The organism is Frankia sp. Mgl5 (genome assembly GCF_023242985.1).
Lineage (GTDB): Bacteria > Actinomycetota > Actinomycetes > Frankiales > Frankiaceae > Parafrankia > Parafrankia soli.
In genome coordinates, this window is sequence record NZ_JALKFY010000834.1 from 1 (window position 1) to 21,479 (window position 21,479).

Annotated in this window: 21 protein-coding genes; 11 read left to right on the forward strand and 10 right to left on the reverse strand. The window is 71.1% G+C overall.

Annotated features, from left to right (window positions below; translation table 11 throughout):
* Position 1 precedes the first annotated feature (1 nt).
* From MXD62_RS35345 to MXD62_RS35355, 3 genes are read left to right on the forward strand one after another with little or no spacing between them, the layout of a single operon-like run.
* A complete protein-coding gene (locus tag MXD62_RS35345; RefSeq protein ID WP_248833683.1) occupies positions 2–1,399 on the forward strand; it encodes a histidine kinase in 1,398 nt (465 codons plus the stop codon).
* 40 nt (positions 1,400–1,439) lie between these two features.
* Positions 1,440–2,156, forward strand: coding sequence for a response regulator transcription factor (locus MXD62_RS35350; RefSeq protein ID WP_251082834.1), 717 nt, complete (start codon positions 1,440–1,442; stop codon positions 2,154–2,156).
* On the forward strand, positions 2,149–2,925 hold the full coding sequence (locus MXD62_RS35355; RefSeq protein ID WP_248833685.1) for a DUF4097 family beta strand repeat-containing protein: 777 nt from the start codon (positions 2,149–2,151) through the stop codon (positions 2,923–2,925). The genes MXD62_RS35350 and MXD62_RS35355 overlap by 8 nt, the downstream gene beginning before the upstream one ends.
* Positions 2,926–2,979: 54 nt before the next feature.
* On the opposite strand, the gene MXD62_RS35360 is transcribed toward MXD62_RS35355, so the two are convergent.
* Complete coding sequence (locus MXD62_RS35360) at positions 2,980–4,077, reverse strand: pectate lyase (RefSeq protein ID WP_368862502.1); 1,098 nt, start codon at positions 4,075–4,077, stop codon at positions 2,980–2,982.
* 495 nt (positions 4,078–4,572) lie between these two features.
* On the opposite strand from MXD62_RS35360, the gene MXD62_RS35365 reads away from it, so the two are divergent.
* Positions 4,573–5,046 carry a DUF3995 domain-containing protein gene (locus tag MXD62_RS35365; RefSeq protein WP_248833687.1) on the forward strand — a complete coding sequence of 158 codons (474 nt, stop codon included), beginning with the start codon at positions 4,573–4,575 and terminating at the stop codon, positions 5,044–5,046.
* 181 nt (positions 5,047–5,227) lie between these two features.
* Here MXD62_RS35365 and MXD62_RS35370 read toward each other — a convergent pair whose 3' ends face one another.
* Positions 5,228–6,007, reverse strand: a complete 780-nt coding sequence (locus tag MXD62_RS35370) for a sporulation protein (RefSeq protein WP_020459905.1) — start codon at positions 6,005–6,007, stop codon at positions 5,228–5,230.
* 335 nt (positions 6,008–6,342) lie between these two features.
* Here MXD62_RS35370 and fdhD point away from each other — a divergent pair, with 335 nt between their 5' ends.
* Positions 6,343–7,203: a formate dehydrogenase accessory sulfurtransferase FdhD gene (gene fdhD, locus MXD62_RS35375; RefSeq protein ID WP_020459906.1), complete on the forward strand. Its 861-nt coding sequence runs from the start codon at positions 6,343–6,345 to the stop codon at positions 7,201–7,203.
* A gap of 94 nt (positions 7,204–7,297) precedes the next feature.
* Entirely contained in the window at positions 7,298–7,882 is a 585-nt protein-coding gene (locus MXD62_RS35380) for a hypothetical protein (protein WP_248833688.1), read from the forward strand.
* Positions 7,883–7,947: 65 nt separating this feature from the next.
* Here the strand turns inward: MXD62_RS35380 and MXD62_RS35385 are convergent, their stop codons facing one another.
* Positions 7,948–8,982, reverse strand: a complete 1,035-nt coding sequence (locus MXD62_RS35385) for an aldo/keto reductase (RefSeq protein ID WP_248833689.1) — start codon at positions 8,980–8,982, stop codon at positions 7,948–7,950.
* 244 nt (positions 8,983–9,226) lie between these two features.
* Between MXD62_RS35385 and MXD62_RS35390 the strand changes: the two genes are divergently transcribed.
* The 3 genes from MXD62_RS35390 to MXD62_RS35400 all read left to right on the forward strand — a co-directional run bounded on the left by MXD62_RS35390 (position 9,227) and on the right by MXD62_RS35400 (position 12,680).
* Entirely contained in the window at positions 9,227–10,849 is a 1,623-nt protein-coding gene (locus MXD62_RS35390; RefSeq protein ID WP_248833690.1) for a TerD family protein, read from the forward strand.
* Positions 10,850–10,945: 96 nt separating this feature from the next.
* A complete protein-coding gene (locus MXD62_RS35395; protein WP_020459910.1) occupies positions 10,946–11,623 on the forward strand; it encodes an AIM24 family protein in 678 nt (225 codons plus the stop codon).
* A 28-nt stretch (positions 11,624–11,651) separates the two neighbouring features.
* Positions 11,652–12,680 (forward strand): AIM24 family protein, encoded by a 1,029-nt coding sequence (locus tag MXD62_RS35400; protein ID WP_248833691.1) that lies wholly within the window; start codon positions 11,652–11,654, stop codon positions 12,678–12,680.
* Between the two features lie 53 nt (positions 12,681–12,733).
* On the opposite strand, the gene MXD62_RS35405 is transcribed toward MXD62_RS35400, so the two are convergent.
* The 4 genes from MXD62_RS35405 to MXD62_RS35420 form a co-directional block, all read right to left on the reverse strand.
* Entirely contained in the window at positions 12,734–13,621 is an 888-nt protein-coding gene (locus MXD62_RS35405; RefSeq protein WP_248833692.1) for a DMT family transporter, read from the reverse strand.
* 260 nt (positions 13,622–13,881) lie between these two features.
* The gene (locus MXD62_RS35410) at positions 13,882–15,213 is read right to left on the reverse strand and encodes a hypothetical protein (RefSeq protein ID WP_248833693.1); all 1,332 of its coding nucleotides are present in this window, start codon (positions 15,211–15,213) and stop codon (positions 13,882–13,884) included.
* A 158-nt stretch (positions 15,214–15,371) separates the two neighbouring features.
* On the reverse strand, positions 15,372–16,265 hold the full coding sequence (locus tag MXD62_RS35415) for a PfkB family carbohydrate kinase (RefSeq protein ID WP_248833694.1): 894 nt from the start codon (positions 16,263–16,265) through the stop codon (positions 15,372–15,374).
* Positions 16,262–17,539, reverse strand: coding sequence for a TIR domain-containing protein (locus MXD62_RS35420; protein ID WP_248833695.1), 1,278 nt, complete (start codon positions 17,537–17,539; stop codon positions 16,262–16,264). Before MXD62_RS35420 ends, MXD62_RS35415 begins: the two co-directional genes overlap by 4 nt.
* Positions 17,540–17,733: 194 nt before the next feature.
* Here MXD62_RS35420 and MXD62_RS35425 point away from each other — a divergent pair, with 194 nt between their 5' ends.
* Entirely contained in the window at positions 17,734–18,054 is a 321-nt protein-coding gene (locus MXD62_RS35425; protein WP_248833696.1) for a DUF559 domain-containing protein, read from the forward strand.
* A gap of 452 nt (positions 18,055–18,506) precedes the next feature.
* On the forward strand, positions 18,507–19,019 hold the full coding sequence (locus tag MXD62_RS35430) for a hypothetical protein (RefSeq protein WP_248833697.1): 513 nt from the start codon (positions 18,507–18,509) through the stop codon (positions 19,017–19,019).
* 386 nt (positions 19,020–19,405) lie between these two features.
* Here MXD62_RS35430 and MXD62_RS35435 read toward each other — a convergent pair whose 3' ends face one another.
* From MXD62_RS35435 to MXD62_RS35445, 3 genes are all read right to left on the reverse strand, one after another.
* Complete coding sequence (locus tag MXD62_RS35435; RefSeq protein WP_368862503.1) at positions 19,406–19,849, reverse strand: nuclear transport factor 2 family protein; 444 nt, start codon at positions 19,847–19,849, stop codon at positions 19,406–19,408.
* Positions 19,840–20,325: a nuclear transport factor 2 family protein gene (locus tag MXD62_RS35440; protein ID WP_248833699.1), complete on the reverse strand. Its 486-nt coding sequence runs from the start codon at positions 20,323–20,325 to the stop codon at positions 19,840–19,842. Before MXD62_RS35440 ends, MXD62_RS35435 begins: the two co-directional genes overlap by 10 nt.
* Before the next feature lie 362 nt (positions 20,326–20,687).
* Complete coding sequence (locus tag MXD62_RS35445) at positions 20,688–21,041, reverse strand: four-helix bundle copper-binding protein (RefSeq protein ID WP_368862504.1); 354 nt, start codon at positions 21,039–21,041, stop codon at positions 20,688–20,690.
* Positions 21,042–21,479: the final 438 nt, after the last annotated feature.

A 21,479-nucleotide genomic window follows, 5' to 3' on the forward strand; every position in this document is an offset into this window, starting at 1 on the left:
GGTGCCCGGAACAGCGGTGCCCGGAACAGCGGTGCCCGGAACAGCGGTGCCCGGAACAGCGGTGCCCGGAACAGCGGTGCCCGGAACAGCGGCGCGTGGGGTGCGTCGGGCGGTCGTGGACGCCGTGCGGGCGACCTACGGGCCGGCCGGCTGGACCGCCACCATCTTCGTGGCCCAGTCGGCGGTGGTCGCCACCGTGGCCTTCGTCGTGGTCCTCGTCGCGATCGCCGCCGGCATCCCGATGATGTTCGTGGCGCTTCTCGGCCTCCCACTGGTGTGGTTCGCCCTGTTCAGCGCGCGGATGGCGGCGGTCGTGGACGCCTGGCGGTTCCGGGTGGTGCTCCGCCAGCGGCTGTGGCTTCGTCCCCCGCCGGGCTCGGTACCCCCCGGGACGCCCCCCGCCGACACCCCGAGCTGGTTCCGCCGCGGCTGGCTCCGGCTGCGCGGCCGGGGGAACTGGCTGGAGGTCCTCTACGCCCTGGTCGTCCTGCCGCTGTTCGGCTGGCTGGGCGCCTGGGTGGTCTTCTGCGCGTGGGGCGGCGGGCTGTCGTTCCTGATGTTCCCGCTGTACGGGCACGCGCTCGCCGACGGCGGCCGGGTCTTCGGGATGAACCTGGGCTACGGCGGCTCGCTGGCGTTCCACGTGGGCGTCGGGCTGGTCGTCCTGCTCGCCGCGCCGTGGATCGCCCGCGGGGTGGTCACCGCGCACCTCGCGCTGGCGCGGCTGGTGCTCTCCCCACCGGGCGATCCCGAGCTACTGGCCCGGGTGGACGACCTGGAGTCCAGCCGGGCCGGGATGGTCGCCGCGGCCGCCGCCGAGCGGCGCCGCATCGAGCGGGACCTGCACGACGGCGCCCAGCAGCGCCTCGTCGCCGTCGCGATGACCCTGGGCCGCGCCCAGGCGCGCTTCGCCGACGACCCGGACGGCGCCCACGGGCTCATCGCCGAAGCCCACGCGGAGACCAAGCGGGCGCTGGTCGAGCTGCGGGACCTGGCCCGCGGGATCCATCCGTCCGTGCTCACGGACCGCGGGCTGGACGCCGCGCTGTCGGGCCTCGCCGCCCGCTCCCCGGTACCCGTCACCCTCGACATAGAGGCCACACCGCGGCCGGACATCTCGACCGAGTCGGTGGCCTACTTCTTCGTCGCGGAGGCGCTGACCAACATCGCCCGCCACGCGCAGGCCCGGCACGTCCGCATCGCCGTGCGCCGGGCCGGGAACCGGCTGACGGTCGAGGTGTCCGACGACGGGCGGGGCGGGGCCAGGGAGGGCGCCGGCTCCGGGATCGCCGGCCTGCGTGACCGCGCCCGCGCCGTCGACGGCGCGTTCGAACTCGTCAGCCCGCCCGGTGGCGGGACGACCCTGCGGATGGAGCTGCCATGCGGGGACGCGACATGACCGGGGCCGGCCGGCCCGGGGCGGTGAACCGGTGAACATCATGATCGCGGAGGACTCCGTCCTGCTGCGGGAGGGGCTGACCAGGCTCCTCGAGGAGGACGGCTGCACCGTCACCGCCGCGGTCGGGGACGGCGAGAGCCTGCTGCGGGCGGTCGCCCGGATCAAGCCGCAGGTGTGCGTCGTCGACGTCCGCCTGCCGCCGACCTTCACCGACGAGGGCATCCGCGCCGCGCTCGTCCTGCGCCGGCAGTGGCCGGACGTCGCGGTGCTCGTGCTGTCCCAGTACGTCGAGGAGCGCTACGCCGTCGACCTGATCGCCGGGCAGGCGCGGGGAGTCGGCTACCTGCTCAAGGACCGGGTCTCCGACGTCGCCGACTTCCGCGAGGCGCTGCACCGGATCGCCGCCGGCGGCACCGTGCTCGACCCGGAGGTCGTCACCCAGCTGTTGCTCCGCTCGCGCCGGCGGGACCCGCTCGCCAGCCTGACCAGACGGGAGTCCGAGGTGCTGGCGCTCATGGCGCAGGGCCGGTCGAACACCGCGATCGCGGCCGCGCTCGTGGTCACCGAACGGGCGGTCGAGAAGCACGTGACCGGCATCTTCACCAAGTTCGGCCTGGCCCCGGCCGAGGACGACCATCGTCGCGTGCTCGCCGTCCTGCGCTTCCTGGACTCCGCCGCCGGCGGCGGAGTCGGCGGCGCCGGCGCCCGCGGCGAGCAGCCGTCCCGTCCGGCGAGCGCGGGGCGCGGCGATGTCTGAGCCGGGCCGGCGGGCCGCGCTCGCCGTCGGCGCGCTGCTCGCCGTCGTGGGCACCGCGGTCTGCGGCGTGCAGACCGTCGACGAGACGTCCGGCGAGGTGCGGCGGGTGGAGCACCGGGTGTTCTCCGGTGACGTCCAGATGGTCCGGGTCCACACCAACTCCGGCCGCATCCAGATCGCGGGCGCTGCCGGGCGCGTCGTCGACGTCGAGGGCAGTCTCGCCGGGACGGTCTCCGTCCCGGCGATGTCGGCCGAGGTCCGCGACGGCGTCCTCACCCTCGACGCCGACTGCGGCGGGGGGTTCTGGGACTGCGAGGCGTCGTTCGCGGTCCGCGTGCCGGCGGGCATCCGGGTGGTCGCCGAAACGGGCTCCGGCGAGGTCGAGGCGACCGACCTGCTCTCCGCGGCGACACTGCGCAGCGGATCCGGGACTGTCCGGGTGGACGGTGCCCGTGCCCAGCTGACGATGTCGACGGCCTCGGGGAACCTGCGCGCGGTCGGCGTCACCGCCACCGAGGTCGACGCGTCCACGGCGTCGGGGAACGTGCGCATCGAGCTGGCCACCGCCCCCGAGGACGTCTCCGCGCACTCGGCGTCGGGCAACGTGCGGATCACCGTGCCGGACGACGGTGAGGTGTACGCGACCGAGGTCCACACCGGGTCGGGCAACACCCTGGTCGGTGTGCGAACGGACCCGTTGGCGACGCGCCGCCTGCGCGCGTCCACCAGCTCGGGGAACGCGGAGATCGACTACGCCGACCCGGCCTGACCGGCCGGATCGGCGTGGCGGCCGGCCCGCCTACCGGTAGTCCTACTGGTGGGACTACCGGTAGGTGATGTCGGACGGCGTGTAGCGGCAGTACGTCCCGTCCGCCCCGCTGCCCGTCTTCGTCGGCTCGGAGCCGCTGCTGTTGCCGGTGTAGCGGTCGCAGATACTGATCTTCCGGCTGCTGTCGCCGACGATGGTGACGCCGGACAGCTGGGCGGAGTCCCCGTAGTTCGTGTTGACGCCGACCAGCGTCTTGCCCGGCGCCGTCACGGTGACGTTGCGGACGACGACGTGCCGGGCGTACTGCTTCGAGCAGTTCCCGCACGACCGGTACAGCTTGCCGAAGTCCTGCACCTGGAAGTTCTGGATGACCATCGTGCCGGGTCCGTTGTGCTGGAACACCTTGTCCGAGGCGCCGCGGGCCCCGCCGCCGTCGATGGTCATGGTCTGTGCCGCGGACGTGCCCTTGAACGTCGCCGCGTCCTCGCCGACGTCCTCCCACCACACGTTGCGCAGGGTGCAGGTGCCCTTGCAGTGGATGCCGTCCGCGGCCGGCGACCCGATGATCACGTTCTGGACCGTTCCGCCGTCGGCCACCTCGAAGATCGGGTCCTGGCCCTCCTCCTGGCCGCCGTCGCTGACACCGGAGTAACGCCTGAGGCCGCCGTCGAACGTGCCCGTCACCGAGATGGTGCTGCTGACGTCCACGTCCGCGGTGGCGCGCGGCCAGCTCGGCAGCGGCCCCTGCGACGCGGGCGCGCCCGGGCTCGCGGAGGTCGTCGGCCCTGCGGTCGGTGCCGTGGTCGGGCTCGCGGGAGCAGACGGTCCGGCGCTCGGCGTCGCGGTGACCGGCGGCGCCGACGGCGACGGGCTACCCGGCCCGGCTGTCGGTGTCTGCGTGACCGGAGCGGTCGGGCCCGCGGTCGGCGAGGACGTCGGTGCCGGAGCGCCCCCGCCGCCCACCGGGGTGCCGTCGAACGGCTGGCACCCGGCGAACAGTGTGCCGGCCCCGAGGGCCAGCGTCGCCATCATGACGGGGACGCCCCACCCGGCCCGCGGACGCGCTCCGCGTGCCGGGCCGGCCGGTGCCGCCTCCCCGCTCGAGGTCGATTCCCTCCGGTACGTGTGTCTGGTGCTTGTTCGGCGTGCCACCAATGTCGTCCTTTCAGCGGCGGCCACCAGCCGACCCGTCTTCGCCCCTCCTCGGTGGATGCCGCTCTCCGACGCTTCCACCCGAACTGTCGCTGTGGGGGGTCGGAAGGTTGCTCTCGGCGTCGCCACTTTCCGCACAACACAGAATGCTCGCGGTCACCCGGCGGGTTGAAGGAGCCTCGGGTGGTCGATCGACGATGAACTCGACGAGTTCTCGCGCCGGGACGGGTCTGCGCAGCGAACCGCCCGTCACGGGGAGTGCTGAGGAGGCCCGTCCCATCCCGCTCCGCGGGAGACCGGCTTCCTCCCCGGCCCGAAGGCCGGGGCATCCTCCGGGAGCTCCGGTGACCTCCGAACCGCCCGCCGTCTGACGTGTCGTCCGCTCGGGCCCGAGTTCGAGCGGGACGTCCAGCTGTGTCCGCCGGCTCAGCTGCCGGCGAGCCAGGTCGCCGGGAACCGGGACCGTGCCAGACTGCGGGCGTGAGTGTGGCGGCGGTGAGTCGGTGGACGGGCGCGGCGGGCCTGGCGGGAGCCGGGATCCTCCACGCGGCGTGGGGCGCCGGGTCGAGCTGGCCCCTGGCCGACCGGGCGGCGCTCGCCGATGCCGTCGTCGGCAGGCCGGCTGCCGCGGGCACTCCGGGCGTGCCCGGCGCCGGCCAGTGCTTCACGGTCGCGGGTGCGCTGGTCGCGGCGGCCGCCGTCGTCGCGCACCCGCCCCGCCGCATACCGCGCCTGGACGCCCTGCACCGGGCCGGCGTGACCGGTGTCGTCGCGGTGCTCGCGAGCCGCGGGCTGCTGGGAGCGGCCGGTCTGACCGACCTGGTGTCCCGGGGCTCCGTCTCCGACCGGTTCCGCCGACTGGACCGGCGCGTCTACTCGCCGCTGTGCCTGGGCCTGGCGGGACTGTCCGCCGCCGGCGTCCTGCTCGACCGCGCGGACGCCGCCCGGGACGCGGCGCCGGCCGGCTAGTACCGATCGGCGGTGGGCATCGGGTACTTCGGAGCAGGCCGGAAGCGATGAATACTCACACCGGCCCGGCCCGGCCCGTACGCACCCTGCCGAGGAACCGTGGCGATTGAGTAACAGCCTGGACTCACCCAGCCGCCACGCATCGCCGGGAGACGGGACCGGCGGTCAGGCCGGCGAGCGCTCAGAACCAGCCACGGCGCGCGCCGAGGGCCTGCAGCTGCTGGTGCAGCGCGCCGGCGAGCTGGTGGCGGTCGGTGTCATGGTGGCCGACCCGGAACCGGCTGAGCTGGTCGCCGCCGGAGGAGAGCAGCCCGCCCCGGCGGTCCGCCTCCAGAACGACGTCCATCCCGTTGCCGTCGACGAGGAAGGTGACCTCCAGCTCCTTGATCCGCCGGGCGTACTCGCCGGACGGCTTGAGCTCGATCTCCTGGTAGAAGGGCAGGTCGGAGCCGTGCAGGCGGCCCTTCTCGACGTCCGCGGTGTGGAAGTGGAAGCCCAGGTCGCCGAGCGCGGCGAGCACCGCCTCCTGCACGGGCAGCGGGTGCACCGACACCGGGTCCAGGTCACCCGGGTCCAGCGCGCCGGGAATCGACAGCGTCGTCCGCACGCCGATCTTCATCCCGCGCAGGTGCCAGCCGGCGACATCCGTGATCGGCGTCTGCCACGGCACCGGCAGCTCGAAGCGCCCGGACTGCTCCTGCCCGGGCTGGATGACGAAGCCGCCGCCGATCTGCTGCGTACCGAAGGTCACCTGCTCGTACCAGGTGGAGTCGTCGGTCTCGACCTCGACCGTCGCCTCCAGCGCGACGAGCACCTTCTCGATCTCCTGCTCGACCTTGCCACCCTTGATGGTGGTCAGTCCGGTCACCACTGCGCCGGGCAGTGCGTCCGGACGGTCCAGCACGGTCTCCACCTCGGCGGCGCCGACCCCGAGCCGCGACATGAACCGCTTCATTCCCATCCCTCTTCAACCCTTTCGTCCGAGAGTCCCGCTCGTCCCGTGGCGGGCGGTGACGATCCCACAGCCCCACACTCCGCCCCATAGCTGTAGCAGGTGCACGCCGCCCCGCCGCCTCGCGTCGCCGAACAGACACCCCTGCCGCGCCCCGGACGTCCCCCGCCCCACAAACGTCACCTGGCCCGGAATGGCGGGTTCTGGCTGACGGTGGATGGTTTTCCGGCCGGGTGTCCCGACGCGCTCGGTCCGTCCTGATGCGATCGCCGAGGATGCCGTGAACGTGGCGTCGAAGGCTCGACATGATGGATTTCTCGTCCCTCCTGGGGGACCGTGTCGCTATGGGGCGAGCAAGCGCGCGACGCCGGGTCATGCGGGTGACTCTGGGGGCGGAGCCGACGCTTCGGCCCGACACCGTCGTCGGGGAGGAACCGCTCGAGATCCGGGTCGGCGGCCAGCCGCTGGCGGTCACCATGCGGACCCCGGGCGACGACATGGACCTCGCCGTGGGCTTCCTGATCGGGGAGGGCCTGATCGCGACCGCCGCGGACGTCGCGGGCATGCGCTACTGCGCCGGCAGCGAGGGCGCCGTCGACGGCGAGGGCCGGCTGACCTACAACGTGCTGGACGTGACCCTCGCCCCCGGCGTGCCCGAGCCGGAGGTCGACCTGCGGCGGAACTTCTACACCACGAGCTCGTGCGGGGTGTGCGGGCGGGCGAGCATCGACGCCGTGCGGCTGCGCGGGCGGTACGAGATCCGCGACGACCCGCTGCGCATCACCGCCGAGGTGCTCGTCGACCTGCCGGGACGGCTGCGCCGCGCGCAGCGGCTGTTCGCGACGACCGGCGGCCTGCACGCCGCCGCCCTCGCCGACGCCGACGGCGAGGTGCTGGCGGTGCGCGAGGACGTCGGCCGGCACAACGCGGTCGACAAGGTCGTCGGGTGGGCGGCGCGGGCGGGGATGGTGCCGCTGCGGGGGCTGGTGCTGCTGGTCAGTGGCCGGGCGTCGTTCGAGCTGGTGCAGAAGGCGCTGCTGGCCGGGATCCCGGTGCTCGCCGCGGTGTCGGCGCCGTCGGCGCTCGCCGTCGACCTGGCGGAGGAGTCCGGGATGACGCTTGCCGGGTTCGTCCGCGGGTCGTCGATGAACCTCTACGCCGGGACGCACCGGGTGATCCTGCCGGCGGTCGCCGCGGCCCGGTGAGATCCCGTCCCTGGATGGGATCTGGGCATGTCGGAAGCGGACGAAGGGGACGAGGTCGCCGGGCCGTCCGAAGCACCGGATAGCATCCTCAACCGTGACCTGCATCGTCGGTGTGGAGCACGACGGACGGGTCGTGATCGGGGGAGACAGCGCCGGCGTAGCCGGCTGGTCGATCACGGTCCGGGCGGATACGAAGGTCTTCCGCAACGGCGAGTTCGTCATGGGCTTCACGGACTCGTTCCGGATGGGGCAGCTGCTTCGGTACAGCCTCGTCCCGCCCGTGCCGCACAGCTGGGACCTCGACCGCTTCATGGCGACCGAGTTCGTCTCGGTCGTCCGTGACTGCCTGCGCGACGGCGGTTTCGCCCGCAACGACGCCGGTAACGAGTCGGGCGGGCTGTTCCTCGTGGGCATCCGGGGGCAGCTGTACCGGATCGACTCCGACTACCAGATCGGCCGCACCCTCGACAACTACGACGCGGCGGGCTGCGGCGAGGAGTACGCGCGCGGGTCGCTGCACAGCACGGTGGGGGAGGAGCCCGAGGAGCGGGTCCGCAAGGCCCTGGAGGCCGCCGCCCACCACTCGACCGGGGTCTGCCCGCCGTTCCACATCCTCTCCGACGACGGTCACGACGGCGGCCACGACCCCGGCGATCACGGCGGTCAGCCACTCATGTAACCCGGTGTCGGCCCGCTCACAGCCGCGATTGCCCGAGCCGCGGCTCAGGCAATCGCGGTCGGCGGTCAGGGGCGGCGCATCCGCTCCGCCGCGACGGCCGCCCACGAGGCGGGGCCGGTCAGCGGCTGGAAGTTCTCCGCGGCCGAGGTCAGCGCGTCGTACTCGGCGTCGGTCAGCTCGATGTCGGCGGCCGCCGCGTTGCTCTCCACCTGGGCCACGCTCGACGCCCCCGGGATCGCGACCACCGACGGATGGTGGATCACCCAGGCCAGCGCGATCTGTGACGCGCTGGCGCCGTGCGCCGCCCCGACCTCGCGCAGCGTGTCCAGCAGGGGCGTCAGCCGGGCCAGGTTCTCGGTGAGGAACAGCGGGTTCGCCAGCCGCACGGCGCCGGTGGGCCGGCTCGTGACGTCGTAGCGCCCGGAGAGCAGGCCCTGCGCCAGCGGGCTGTAGGCGATGATCAGACGTCCCTCCCGGCGGGCGTACGGCAGCAGGTCACGCTCCGGCTCGCGGCGCACCAGGCTGTACTGGACCTGGTTGGACAGGACGCGGTCACCGAGCGCGGCCTCGGCGGCGCGCCAGCGCTCGAGCGAGTAGTTGCTGACCCCGACCTCGTCGACGAGGCCGACCCGGCGCAGCGCGGCCATCCCGCGCATCGTCGTGCCGTCCCGGACGACGGGGTTGGGCTGGTGCACCTGGTACAGGTCGATCGTGTGCACGCCGAGCCGGTTCGCGCTGCCGACGGCGCGCTGCTCGACGACCGGCGCCAGCGGCAGCACCGGGAAGATCTTGGTGGCGATGAACGCCGCCTCCGGCGGCACGGCGGTCGCGGCGACCGACGCGTCCGCTCCCGGGAGCACGCCGTCGCCGGGAGCGGCGGCCAGCGCCTGGCCGAGGATGCGTTCGCTGCGCCCGAACGCGTACATCTCGGCCGTGTCGAACAGGGTCACGCCGAGCTCGAGAGCGCGCCGGACGATCAGGGCGGCGTCAGTCTGGGCGTAGGCCGAGCCGTAGCCCCACTCCCGCGAGCCGAACTGCCAGGTACCGAGCCCGATCTTGGAGATCTTCTTCGTGGTGGAGAGGCCAGCCGCGTAGCGCATGGGAACAGTCAACGCCAGACGCGTACCCGGGGTGAGGGCAGAGTCCGTTGTGTCATGCCAACCGTCCGGGTTCCCCGTCGCGCTGTGTGTCCGCGGTCCGACAGGCCTTCGGGCACATACAGGTTCTGCCGTGGGCCGTCCGGGCTGCTAGTTTCCGGACAGTCCGGTTCGTGCGGGTGCGGTCGGGCCACGCGCGCGACGCTCGCGCGCCGATTCAGCCGGCACGCTGACGGGAGGGAGCGCGGTGGCAACGCAGTTCAGTCGAGGGCAGAAGTCCCAACTGTCGGCGATCACCGCTGGCACCGATCTGTACATCGGGATCCAGATCAACGCGCCGGGCGAATGGGACGTGTCCTGTTTCGGGCTGGACGGCGCCGACCGGCTCTCCGACGACCGGTACTTCATCTTCTTCAACCAGCCGAACTCGCCCGAGTCCTCGATCCAGCTCCTCGGCGCCCAGTCCGGTGACACCCAGTCGTTCCGGGTGACGCTCGACAAGGTCCCGGACGCGATCCAGAAGCTGTCGTTCTGCGCGGCGCTGGACGGCCCGGGCAGTGCCGCGCAGATCACGTCCGGTTACCTGCGCATCGTGGCCGGTGGGACGGAGGTGCTCCGCTACGCGTTCACCGGCGCCGACTTCTCCGACGAGCGCGCCGTCATGATCGGTGACGTCTACCGCAAGGGCGTCTGGCGCGTCGCGGCGGTCGGCCAGGGGTTCCGGGGTGGCCTGGCGGAGCTGATCCGCAGCTACGGCGGCGAGGTCGCCGACGAGCCCGAGCCCACGCCCGCTCCGGCGGCTCCGGCGGCGCCTGGGTTCGGCGCGCCGCCCGCGCCCGCCTTCAGCCAGCAGAAGCCGCCTGCCGCGCCGGGCTTCGGTGCCCCGCCCGGGCCCCCACCGGCTCCGCCCCCGCCCCCGCCGGCGCCGCCGGCACCGGCGCATCCCGGCCAGGGCTACGGTCAGCCACAGCCGGCCTACGGCCAGGCCGGCGGCGCGCAGCAGGGCTACGCCCAGCAGGGCTACGCCCAGCAGGGCTACGCCCAGCCACAGCCCCCGCCGGCGATGCCCGGCGCCCAGGGGTACGGCGCGCCCGGCCAGCAGCCACCCGGCCACCCGATGCCCGGCCACCCGATGCCCGGTCAGCAGCAGCCCGGTCATCCGATGCCAGGCGGGTTCGGGCCCACGGAGGTCCTGCCGTCGCAGGCCCGCCCCGTCCAGCCCGGTGCCATGAACAGCCTCAACCCGTACCGCGAGGTGCCGACCGCGGGGCGCTGGACCCAGCAGAACAGCAAGCTGGTCAAGGTCACCCTGGGCCCGGAGGCGCTGGCGTTGCGCGGTTCGATGGTCGCCTACCAGGGCAACGTCGAGTTCGACTACAAGAGCGGCGGGATCCGCGGGCTGATCGAGGAGAAGCTCACCGGCCAGGGCCTCAAGCTCATGACGTGCAAGGGCAACGGCGAGGTCTTCCTTGCCCAGGACGCCTCCGACCTGCACATCGTCGAGCTCGGCAACCAGTCGCTGTGCATCAACTCGAAGAACCTGCTGGCGATGGACGCCACCGTGCGCTCGGAGGTCCGCCGCATCGAGAGCCCCGGCATCCCCGGCGGCGGCTTCTTCCACTTCGAGGTCTCCGGGCCCGGGTCGGTCGTCGTGATGACCAAGGGCACGCCGATGACCCTCAACGTCGCCGGTCCCACGTTCGCCGACATGAACGCGCTGGTGGCGTGGACGTCCGGCATGCGGGTGAGCGTGTCCACCCAGGTCCGCATCTCCCGCCAGATCTACGCGGGAGCCAGCGGCGAGTCGTTCGCGTTGCAGTTCATGGGGTTCGCCGGCCACTTCGTCGTCGTCCAGCCGTATGAGGTCTGACCCCATGAGGTCGCAGATGCGCGCCGGGATGGCTGAGATGCGCGCCGGGGCGATCCCGGGCGTTCCCGCGGGTGCGCGGGAAGAGGGGAGCAGGCCGTGCAGGGCAGCCTGATGAACAACTACGGCCCGACTCCGATCATGGACCGGATGAGCAGGCACGGGTCCAAGATCGCCAAGGTGGTCATGCAGCCGGGCCAGGACCTGTTCGCCCGGGTCGGCTCGATGATCGCCTACGAGGGCCTGATCGACTTCAACCCGCAGCCGCCGCAGCTCGGGCGGATCGCGTCCTCCTGGGCGACGGGCGAGGGCGTCCCGCTGATGACCGCGACCGGTCAGGGGCTGCTCTACCTGGCCGACTACGGCAAGGAGGTCATTGTCGCCCAGCTCGCCGGCGAGGGCCTGTCCATCAACGGCAAGAACGTCCTGGCCTTCGACGCGAACCTGCAGTGGGGGATCGAGCGGGTCAAGGGCGTGAACATGCTCTCCGGCATGGGGATGTTCAACGTCGTGGTCCGCGGCCATGGCTGGGTGGCGCTGACAGCCAAGGGCAACCCGATCATGCTGGACACCCGGGAGGCGCCGACGTTCGTCGACACCGACGCGCTCGTCGCCTACACCGACGGCCTGCGCGTCGAGCCGCGGCGCACCGCCCGGCTCGGCGGGCTCATCGGGCGCGGATCGGGGGAGGCGTTCCAGCTCGGCTTCTCGGGCCAGGGCTTCGTCGTGGTGCAGCCGAGCGAGGACGAGCGGCCCTCGTTCTCGGTACGCGGCTGATCGCCGGCGTGGGTGAGAGGATCTGATCATGACGCACGGCGGGATGTACGGCGGCCAGCCCGGCGGGATGCCCCCTGGCGGGTTTCCGCCCGGACCCGGTCCCGGCATGCCGGGAGGGATGCCTCCTGGAGGTATGCCACCGATGCCGCCCGGTGGGATGCCGCCGGGGCCCGGCGGTGGGCCGGCCGGGGGCATCCGCAGCAGCCTGCTCGGCAACCCCGAGGTCACCAGCGGCGAGCGGTTCGCCCTGCAGAACGGCAAGATGCTCAAGGCGACCCTCGGCGCGCAGGGGATGCGCGAGTTCTACGCCCGGCGCGGCGCCATGGTCGCCTACCAGGGCGCCGCGACCTTCGACGCCCACTGGGAGGGCTGGGGCTCCCGGTTCCGCAGCTTCTTCAGCGGCGGCGAGGGCCTGAACCTGATGAACGTCGCCGGCTCCGGCACGGTCTACCTCGCCAACCAGGCCCAGGACATCCACATCCTCGACCTGGCGGGTGACGGCCTGACCGTGGACGGTAAGAACGTGCTCGCGTTCGACGCCGGCCTGAACTGGGATCTCGTCCGTGTCGACAGCCAGGTGGGCATCGCCGGCGTCGGCGGTTACCAGATCGAGCTGCGCGGCAACGGCCAGGCCGTCGTGTGCACCTCGGGCGCCCCGCTGGTGATGCGGGTGACCACCCAGAACTACTACTTCGCCGACGCCGACGCCGTCGTCGGCTGGTCATCGAGCCTGCAGGTCTCGATGCAGGCCGCGGTCACCTCCAGCGCGGCCTGGAAGCCGCGGGGCAACACCGGGGAGAGCTGGCAGCTCCAGTTCTCCGGCGAGGGCTTCGTGATCGTCCAGCCCTGCGAGCTGCTGCCGCCCTACAACGCGCTCGCCGGCTCCGGCCTGGCCGGCCAGTTCGGGCTCGGCCAGGGCGGGTTCGCCGGCAACCAGCTCGGCGGGCATGGTGGCGGGCACGGAGGACACGGCGGGGGCCCGGGTGGCTTCGGCGGCGGCGGCCCCGGTGGGCTCGGTGGCTTCGGCGGACTGTTCGGAAACCAGGGCCGCCACTGACCGGACCGGGCTCGCGTCCCCGCCCGGCCCTCGCTCGGTGCCGGCCCGGCTGGTCAGGGCAACTGGCTGCTGGGGCGGGGCAGCGTCGGCGTGCGGGCCAGCAGCACGACCCCGGTGACGATCAGTGCGGCCCCCACGGTTACGCCGAGTAGCTGGAAGATGGTGCTCGGCACCGGGGCGCCGTAGAGCAGCACCGCCAGCAGGCAGGAGACCACCGGGTTGGTGATGTTCATGGCGGTGAGCGCGGGCGCGAGCGGACCGCTGGCGTAGGCGGCCTGCCCGAGCAGCAGACTGGACAGTGTGGCCGCGGCGAGCCCGAAGCCACACCAGTCGCCCGCCGTGGCCACGAAGCCGTCTGTCACGAGCCGGTCCGCGGACTCCTTCATGAGGACGGCGGTCAGCGCGTAGACCATGCCTGCGGCGACCCCGAACAGGACGGCCCGGGCGGTGGGCGACCGCCCGAGAGAGACCACGGTCAGCGCACCGGCGACGAGCGCCATCGCCCCGATGGTGAGGAGCAGCCGTGGCCGGTCGACCCCGGCCACCATAGGCAGGTCTCCCCGGAACGACAGCAGGGCGGCCAGCCCGGCGCAGATCCCCGCCGCGCCCCACCAGGCCGCTCCGGACATCCGCCGGCCGGTGCCGACGAGGCCGAGTGGGAGCGCGAACAGCAGCTGGCAGACCATCAGCGGTTGCACCTCGGCCACCGACCCCAGGTGCAGCGCGGCGGCCTGCACGCAGAACCCGCCGATGTTCGCCGTCCAGCCCAGCACCCACAGCCTGTCCTGGACGAGCTCGGCCAGCAGCCCCACTCCGGGTACGGCGTGCGCGCTGTCGGCGCGCTTCGCGAAACTGCTCCGCCCGGCGGCGCGTTGCTGCAGGGCGGCGGACGAGGCGAACAGAAAGGACGCCAGCAGACTGACGGGGACGACGGCGGGCATGGTCACCCAACCAGGATGGCTACCGGACAGACAAGATCACGGGATCGGAATTGTCACAGAACAGGATCGAACCGCGCGGGACGGTCATCGGACTGCCGCGGCCACCCCGCTGACCTCGGCGCATGCCCAGATCCGCGTGGCCCGCCCCACGGCCGCCGGACTGCCGAGCGCCGAACGCGACGGTCAGCCGGAGACAGCGGCATCCACCCAGGTGGGATTCCTCCCACCGCCGCCCGCGGTGCCGCCTCGTCCGCGCCGGTTCACATCGGGCTCGGGCTTTTGCGGGTGATGAGGTAGTGGAGGACGAGGAAGGGGATCCCGAACAGGGAGAAGGCGTGTTCGGCGCGGAGGTCGCCGTCCTGCCGGTAAACGTTGAGATCCTCGGTGAAACCGTGGACGACCAGTGCGGTGAGGGTGCCGTCGGACGGGTCACGGTAGGCGAGGTAGTGGCCGGGGTGCTCCAGGTCGCTGCGGCTGGTCAGGGCCAGGCCGCCGTCGGGCCGGGCGCGCGGCAGCAGCGTGGCTGTGAAACTGGACTGGGCCAGCGGGAAGCCGACGCTGACATATCCCCGGTCGCCGTGCCGGTAGGTCGTGTAAATGCCCACGTAGATGGGTTCGTCGGTGTCGGCGAACGAGCGGATCCAGCCGCGGACCGCCACCGTGTCGGTGCCGACGCCGACGCCGACGCCGGGAAGGGTGATCGTGTCGATCCGGCTCCGGATGCCCCGCTGGGTCTCCCGCTGGTTCATCGGCACGTTCGCCTGCCCCAGCGGACGGGCCAGCGCGTTCCGGTAGAGCAGGTAGCCGGGACGAACCCACAGCCGCCACCGCGGCACGATGTCGAGCGTGAAACGGGTGGTGTGCTCGTAGAACTCCCGGACGAGCGGGTCGACGGCCGCGGGGTCGAAGTCCGGGCCGGCCAGGTCGTCCATGGACGCGACGATTCCCACGTCGGCCGCGTCGGCGACATAGCTGCCGCCGAGCTCGTCGGCCAGCTCCCGGACGTAGCCGGTGCCGACAACGCGCGAGCGCGACTGCCAGGGCACGACGAAAGGCAGCTTCTCCGCCGGGACCCGTTCTGCGAGCAGGCCCACCTGCGCGTCCCGGAACACCAGCGAGGACGCGGTCCGATAGGCCGCCATCGTGACGGCGGCGACGGCGGCGGCCGGCACGGGGCCGCCGTGGGCGCGGCCGCGTGCCGCCAGCGCCGCGCCCACGGCGGCCCCGAACGGTGGCCCGAGAAGCACCTTCTGCGGCCGGAGCCCGAGCAGGCCGCCGACGCTCCCGGTCGCCGCCCCCACCGTGACGGGGCCGGCGCCGGTCAGCCGCCCGGCCGCCCACCCGGCGGGTGCGACGAGCGCCGCGCTGGTCGCGATCCGCTGCCACAGCGCGGGTATCTCGCCAGGCCGCTGCCGGGCGCGCGCGACGGCTTCGGAGGCCGCCAGCGCGGCCGCACCCGCCAGCCCGCCCAGCCCAGCCACCCGCCGGCCCCGGTGGGCGGCGAGAGACGCTCCCGCCGCACCCCCGATGACGGCCGCGGACAGCACAGCCACGCCGAGGCCCGCCGACTTCGTCCCCTCGTCCGCCGCCATGGGCACAACGTATCCCCGGGCCGGGCCGGGCCGTCCGGACCGGGCTGGGAACATCCGCCTGGCTCGGAACGTGGTCCTGTGGGCAGATTCGTCGAAAGCAAGATTTCCATCGAGAGGTATGGCGGACGCTCCCGTGATCCGCTGCTTGGGTTCGGTATCTATACTTCCCGTGCGGCAGCAAAAGCCGCGACATCGGGGAGGCCGTCGTTCCCGAGTGCCGAACATTTCCGCGCCGCGGTCCAGGACGCGATACGGAACGCCTTTTCCGCCGGCGCTCCGGTCGCGATCGCCCAGGCGAAGGCGCCGTGGAAGGTGTCACCTGCGCCACAGCTGTCGACCACCGTTACCGGATGGGGGTCGTACGAGTGTGCGCCGGAGGCATCCAGGTAAATTCCGCCCAGTTCACCACGCGTTGCGGCGAGCACCGCCGGCTGAAAATCGGAGTAGACCTTCCGCATGCCATCCTCGAGGCTCTCCTCGGGATGCCTTGCGCTGAAGAACTTCTCCGGGGCGATGATGTAGTCTACTCTAGAGAGAAACTCTTCGCTTGACTCCCGGTACGATCCTGTATCGATGATCACGGGTATTTCGAACTTGCGGCAGGAATCGATCGCGGCTCGGCTGAGCACCGGATCGGTACAGTCCAGCAGGGCCGCCGCCGCACCGCGGAGAGTATCGTCCACTGCATCGAGAAGCTGCTGGTTCGCCCGGGGCTGAGGCGTCCAGATGATGGTGCGGCTGCCACTGTCTTCGGCGACCATCACGCAGGAGTGCTGGCTCGGTTGGTCTTCGGGGAAAAGGGTCAGGCTCAGCGGTTCACGGCCGAACTCGCCTCGCAGGACGTCGGCATGCAGATCATTTCCGCACATCCCCAGAGCGCGGACATCGCCGCCGAGGCGCCCGGCGGTGATCGCACTCCGTCCCGCTGGCCCGCCAGCGACGACACGGTGGGCCTTAGCTGCATTGGTGCTGCCCTCGACAGGGTGACTCTCCAATACGTACAGATAGTCGATCGTCACCATGCCGACCATGGCGATGACCGGCGAACTCACTGGCTGAACCTGCGAAGAATCCACTCGCAACCCTCCTCGGCGGACGCGGGCACGCGCGCGTTCCTGATGTCCGCGGCCTCGGCCACCGCTCGCGTCCCCACGATCACGGCATGGTCGTGTCGGCGCAGCAGCGTCGCGGGAATCCCGGCCGTCTCCGGATAGTGGGCCATCTGGTGAATGATCCGTGCCTTGCTCCGATCGAATCCGAGGACCATGAGCCCGGGGGACTCGAGGGCCGTGCCGAGACCCACCGTGATCACGGAACGTGACGGCTGGTTCGGATCGATGTACTTCCTGCCCTGCTCGCTCAGCTCCACGATTCGACAGCCGTCGCTCACGATCTCTTCGGGGTCGGAGTACGAACCGACCTCGTAGCCGAGGACCTCGCCGGCAGGGGAGACCGACACGGCGTGCACCGCGGGTGGCCAGAGCCGCAGCACTCGTTGCGTCCGGAGGATGGGATCATCGTCTGTGATCTGACCCGTCAAGAGATTCAGCTGACTCTCGCTCGGGCCCAGGCCTTTCTCGTTCAGCGGCTCGACCAAGGTTTCGACCACGTGGCGAGTGCGTGACGTGTAGTGACGCTCGTGCACGCCGAAGGTCTCGGTGTCCGAAACGAGACGTGCGTCACCGAAAGGGTGTGGTGCGTAGTCTCCGGCGACTCGGAGCATCCCTCGGAAGAGCTGTGTGGCGGCTCTTCCGGTGGGCAGGACAAGGCTCCGGTCCGGCGATTCCTGTGCAATGCGAAAATAGCTGTGTGCGGCAGCGTCGGCGGCGACCCTTTCATTTTCGAAGGCGATGAACTCGGCCGGCCAGCCCTCGACCGGGACCTCCGTCGAGGGCAGGGCCGTCCGATCGATCTCGTTCGGTTCCAGATCTCTGCCCGGCGAGACCGGGTTCTTGAGGTCCTGAACAAGCGTGTCAAGTGTGGTGTCGCGCTTGTCGAGCCAGTCGATCCACTGGGTCGCGTTCAGAAAATATCCCAGTTTCTCGGGTTCGACCTTCTCGAGTCGCACCCAGTAGATCGGTATGCGCGCTTTATCTGCGAGTAGTATTTCCCTCTTCACGTGCATACTCGAGTCGGCGGACGAACAGAACAGTAAAACGAGGGCGGTGGAGTTTTTGATGGCCCGTGAGATCTCGGCATCCCAGTCTGACCCCGGCGGGACGTCGCGGGGGGCGTACCAGGTAGTGATCGCGTGGCGGGCGAAGTAGGCGGCCAGATGCTGTACGACGGCCTTTTTGCTGCTGTGATAGCTGATGAAAACGGCCATGCGGACCCTGCCCCGTCGCGAAGATCAGAATCGGTGCTTCGACGTATGGTACCCGCGCGTGACACGAAAGTGCCCGTATCTCGTCGGGATCCCGGTACGTTCATCAACCGTGTCAGCGGCAAAAGGGCCGCCCATGCCCGCAGCGGATGGGGCTGAGTCGAGGGGCGAAGCCTGCCAGAAGCGCCGGTCGGCAGGTGCCCATCGGACGCCGGCGCATGGACCGGTACTGCCTCCAGATGAAGATCTGCGTGGAAGCCGACGGTTCCTCCCCCGACAACGTCCGTGCGCGGGCCGACGACGCGCTCCGCGACGACGAGCGCTACGAGATGGGGATCACCACCTGGCGACACATCGACGCCGAGGTCGAGGCCAACCCGACCGCGGCCGCCGACGGCCTGGCTCGGCGACTGGCTCGGCGAAAAGGCGGCGAGTTCCTCCGGGGCTGGACCAGCCGGCGGCTGGTCCCCGTCGCGCACCTGCCTCCGAGCCTGTCCTACCTGGCGGGTCGGTCGTGATGATCCCGACGCTGCAAACCACGCCGGTCGTGTCGCTGGTGCCGTCGGTATAAGAAGGCATTGGCCGGCTGACGGTCGCCTCCCGCGCCGAACAGTAGATCGGGTCAAAGCATCCTGGCCAGCGTGGGGATCCGGCGGTCCGTCAGGGGCTGACTTCCCAGAGCCGACGTAGAAGGCGGTCCGGGGGTCCGACAGTGCGAAGACCCGGCGCAACGTTGACTCGTTCGCGGGACCAGGATCCCAGGCTGCCTGACCCAGCAACCCCTGTATCCCGTCCGGCGACCGCTCGCCGGCCCGCATCCACTGCAACGTCAAGCAGGGGGCGGTCGACATCGGAGTCAGGCTCCAAGACCCCTCGAGCTATTGGCAGCTTCGCGGTGCGGGCTACACTCCGGTCCCCCGGAGATCCTCTGGTTTTCGGGAAGAACCATGACGATCCATACGGGGGTCCGATGACTGAGGCAAACTATCCGACGGGCAGTGAACAGATGGCTGCGCCGCGCGCCGACCTGCGGCCGGCTCAGATATCGGATCCGCCGCTATCACCCCAGCCCGGCCAGGCCGTCGCCTCGGCCCGGCCTCCGATCGGCGCTATTTCTCTCATCCCGCGCAAGCAGGGCGCGTGGGGCCTGTGGTGGCTCTGCGTGATCACGTTCTCGATCTACTACTTCATCTGGTACGACAGGATCAACAGCGAGCTGTCCGCGATCCTCGGCCAGCCGCGCAGGGCGAACAGCCAGTGGTGGAACCAGATCATCCCGTTCTGGAGCCTCGTCGGCCTCGGCGCCACAGCCAAGCGACTCAACGCCGCGCATGCGCTCGTCGGCTCACCGACCCGGGTCGGTGTCTTCACGTCTTGGTTCTGGGCACCTGGTTGGTTCGGCTCGCAGACCCGCTATCTGCAGCGACGCGTCAACATTCTGCATGACGTGCTGGCCTCGCGGACCGCCCGCCCGGGGTACTGATCCCGTGTTGCCCGGGGGCAACAGGCAGGACGGCTGACCACGGCGGCGGGTCGCACGATCTCTCCACTGTGGTCCGCTGCGCCCTGGACATTTCTTCGCGGTTCGGATGAGTTGCACTCGGCCCGTCAAGTTGAGCAAGCTCCGCCGGCTGTCCCGTCAGTTGGTCATCAGCGACGCCGCAGCGGTGGCGCCAAGATCCCAACATGCCCACGGTCGGCGGCGGCCAGATCGCCCGCGAGGATGCGTGGATTTCCGTCCCTGGTCCGTCTGGCGTCCTAACGTGATGGTGACGGCAGGGCTGGCTGCTGCGCAGGGAGATCCCGAGCCGTCCCTTCCCTACCCCGCCGCCGCTTCCCGCCGACGCCCCGCAGTGACGGCGGAGTCGATCAACCCTCAGTCGGTATCCAGGTGGCGGCGGACAGGGTCCGCGTCGAGGGGCCGTCGGGGTCGTTGTCGGGCCGGTTGCCGCGGCTGACCGACCGCTCGGCGATCCGCCAGCCCTGCGACGTGCGGACCACGGTGTCCTGGTAGTCACCCGATCCCGCGGTGCCGTCGCCGCGGATCACGAAGTACTTCGCCCACACCCGCAGCGTGTCGTCGTCGACCCGGTGGACGGCGATGTCGGTGGTGTGGTGTGGGTACATCACCCGCCCGAACGGAATCCCGCTCGCGACCTCCGCCAGCGGCGCCCCGCCCAGCTCGGCGTCGTCGGTGTATGCCGTCGGCACGGCGTCCAGCGCGATGTTGTCGAACACGTGCGGATGCTTGGCGAGCAGGCCGCACACTTCGGCGTAGGTGGCCGCGTCGACCGGCACGATCCTCACGCCCACGGTGCCTCCCCGTCGGCGACGACGGTCGGTCCGCCATGGCGCGGGTGGACGGTCCGGCTGGTCACCCGCCAGCCGGCCGGCGTCTCGGTGAGCGCGTCGACGACGTCGGCGCTCGCGACGCTGCCGTCGCCGGCGATCGTCACCAGCCTGCTCCACGCGGCGAGACCGCCGGGGACCCGTTTCACCTCCGTGTTGACGGTGTGGTGGGACGGGGACGTCGCCGGGTCGAGGGCCGGCGGGTCGATGAACACCTGTGCCAGAAGCTCCGTGTCACCGTTGTCGACCGCATGTCCGTAAAGCGCGAGAACCTGAACCACCGCCGCGGTCTCCTCGCCGGTCGCGTCACGCAGCGCGGCGAAGGCGGCGTACGTCCGCGGCAGGCGGTGCTGCTCGACCTTCACGTCGGCGCTGTAGCGCACGCCGCCGGGCGGGTGGCCGCCGGGCCGCAGGTGCCCCGCGATGTGGTCCGTCGTCATGGCCTGGACGCTAGTTCACCCGGCGACACGGCATGCCCGGTAGCCGGGAACGGGACGGGAATGATCGGGGGACCTTGGCGCCACGGCCGCCGCGTCGCTGACGGCCGACTGACGACCCCGGACCCCAGGGCTGGTGTGTCTAGACGGCAGGGATCCCGCGGTCACTGCCGCCAGGGAATACTAACTATTGCCGTCGACATTGTGGAGTACAGTTCCGAGGCCGTCTGGGGGTGCGGGCCGGTAGCGGATTCGGAAGGGCGGGCCCCCGGCATCGGTGAATCCCGTGTGCTCGGGTCCGTGCAGCGCGAAGGCGGTGGCACCCGTGGATGCCACCGCCTCGAACGTGTCTGTGAGAGCGCCGTCTACTTGGCCGTCGCCAGTGTCCGGCACGCGGCCGCGGCCCTGCGGCAGGCCTCCGCGCAGGCCGCCATCTGCTGGTCGTCGGGCATCTTCGCGCACATGTCGGCGCACCGGGTGCACATGTCCGCGCACATGCGGCATATGTCCTTCATGCTGCCCGAGTCCCGCATGATCATGTCGGCGCACGTGCCGCACATGTCGCTGCAGTCCAGGAGCATCCGCATCAGAGCGGCGTCCATCATCGCCCCGCCCTGGCGCATACAGTAGTCCATGGTGCTACGACACACCGAGCGGCAGTCGATGCATGCGTCAATGCATTCCTGCATCTCGGCGGTACGCACAGAAAGAGTAGCCACTGCACTTCTCCTTATTGAGGGTAAGCCTGCTGGAAATTGCCGAGAGCGCGACCGTGGCGCGCCTTCATGAATGGGCGGATGATTCGTCGCGCGCGGCAATTTCAGCGTAGCACCGCGTGATAGTGCCAGCAAGGCGTGGTAAAGAGATCAGGGTCGGTCACCGGCAATTCTTGGTGCGGCCGGGACTCGGCCGCGGTTCCGATTTTCTGCCGCCGTGTGGTGCGGTGTACTCGTCGCCGTCTTTGGCCGGTTGGAGCAGGTCAGTGACCATGCCGGCTTGCGCCGGCACCCTGTCCTGATGAGGATGTTGGTGCCGTCCGGTCCGACGTCGTCCCTCTGTGGTGCCTGCGAGCCCGTAGGTCAGTGTGGCGCGGAGGTCCTGAGGAATCCTGTCCTGCTGCCTCGAGCGCGTACCTCAGAATCTTTGATGACAGGCCC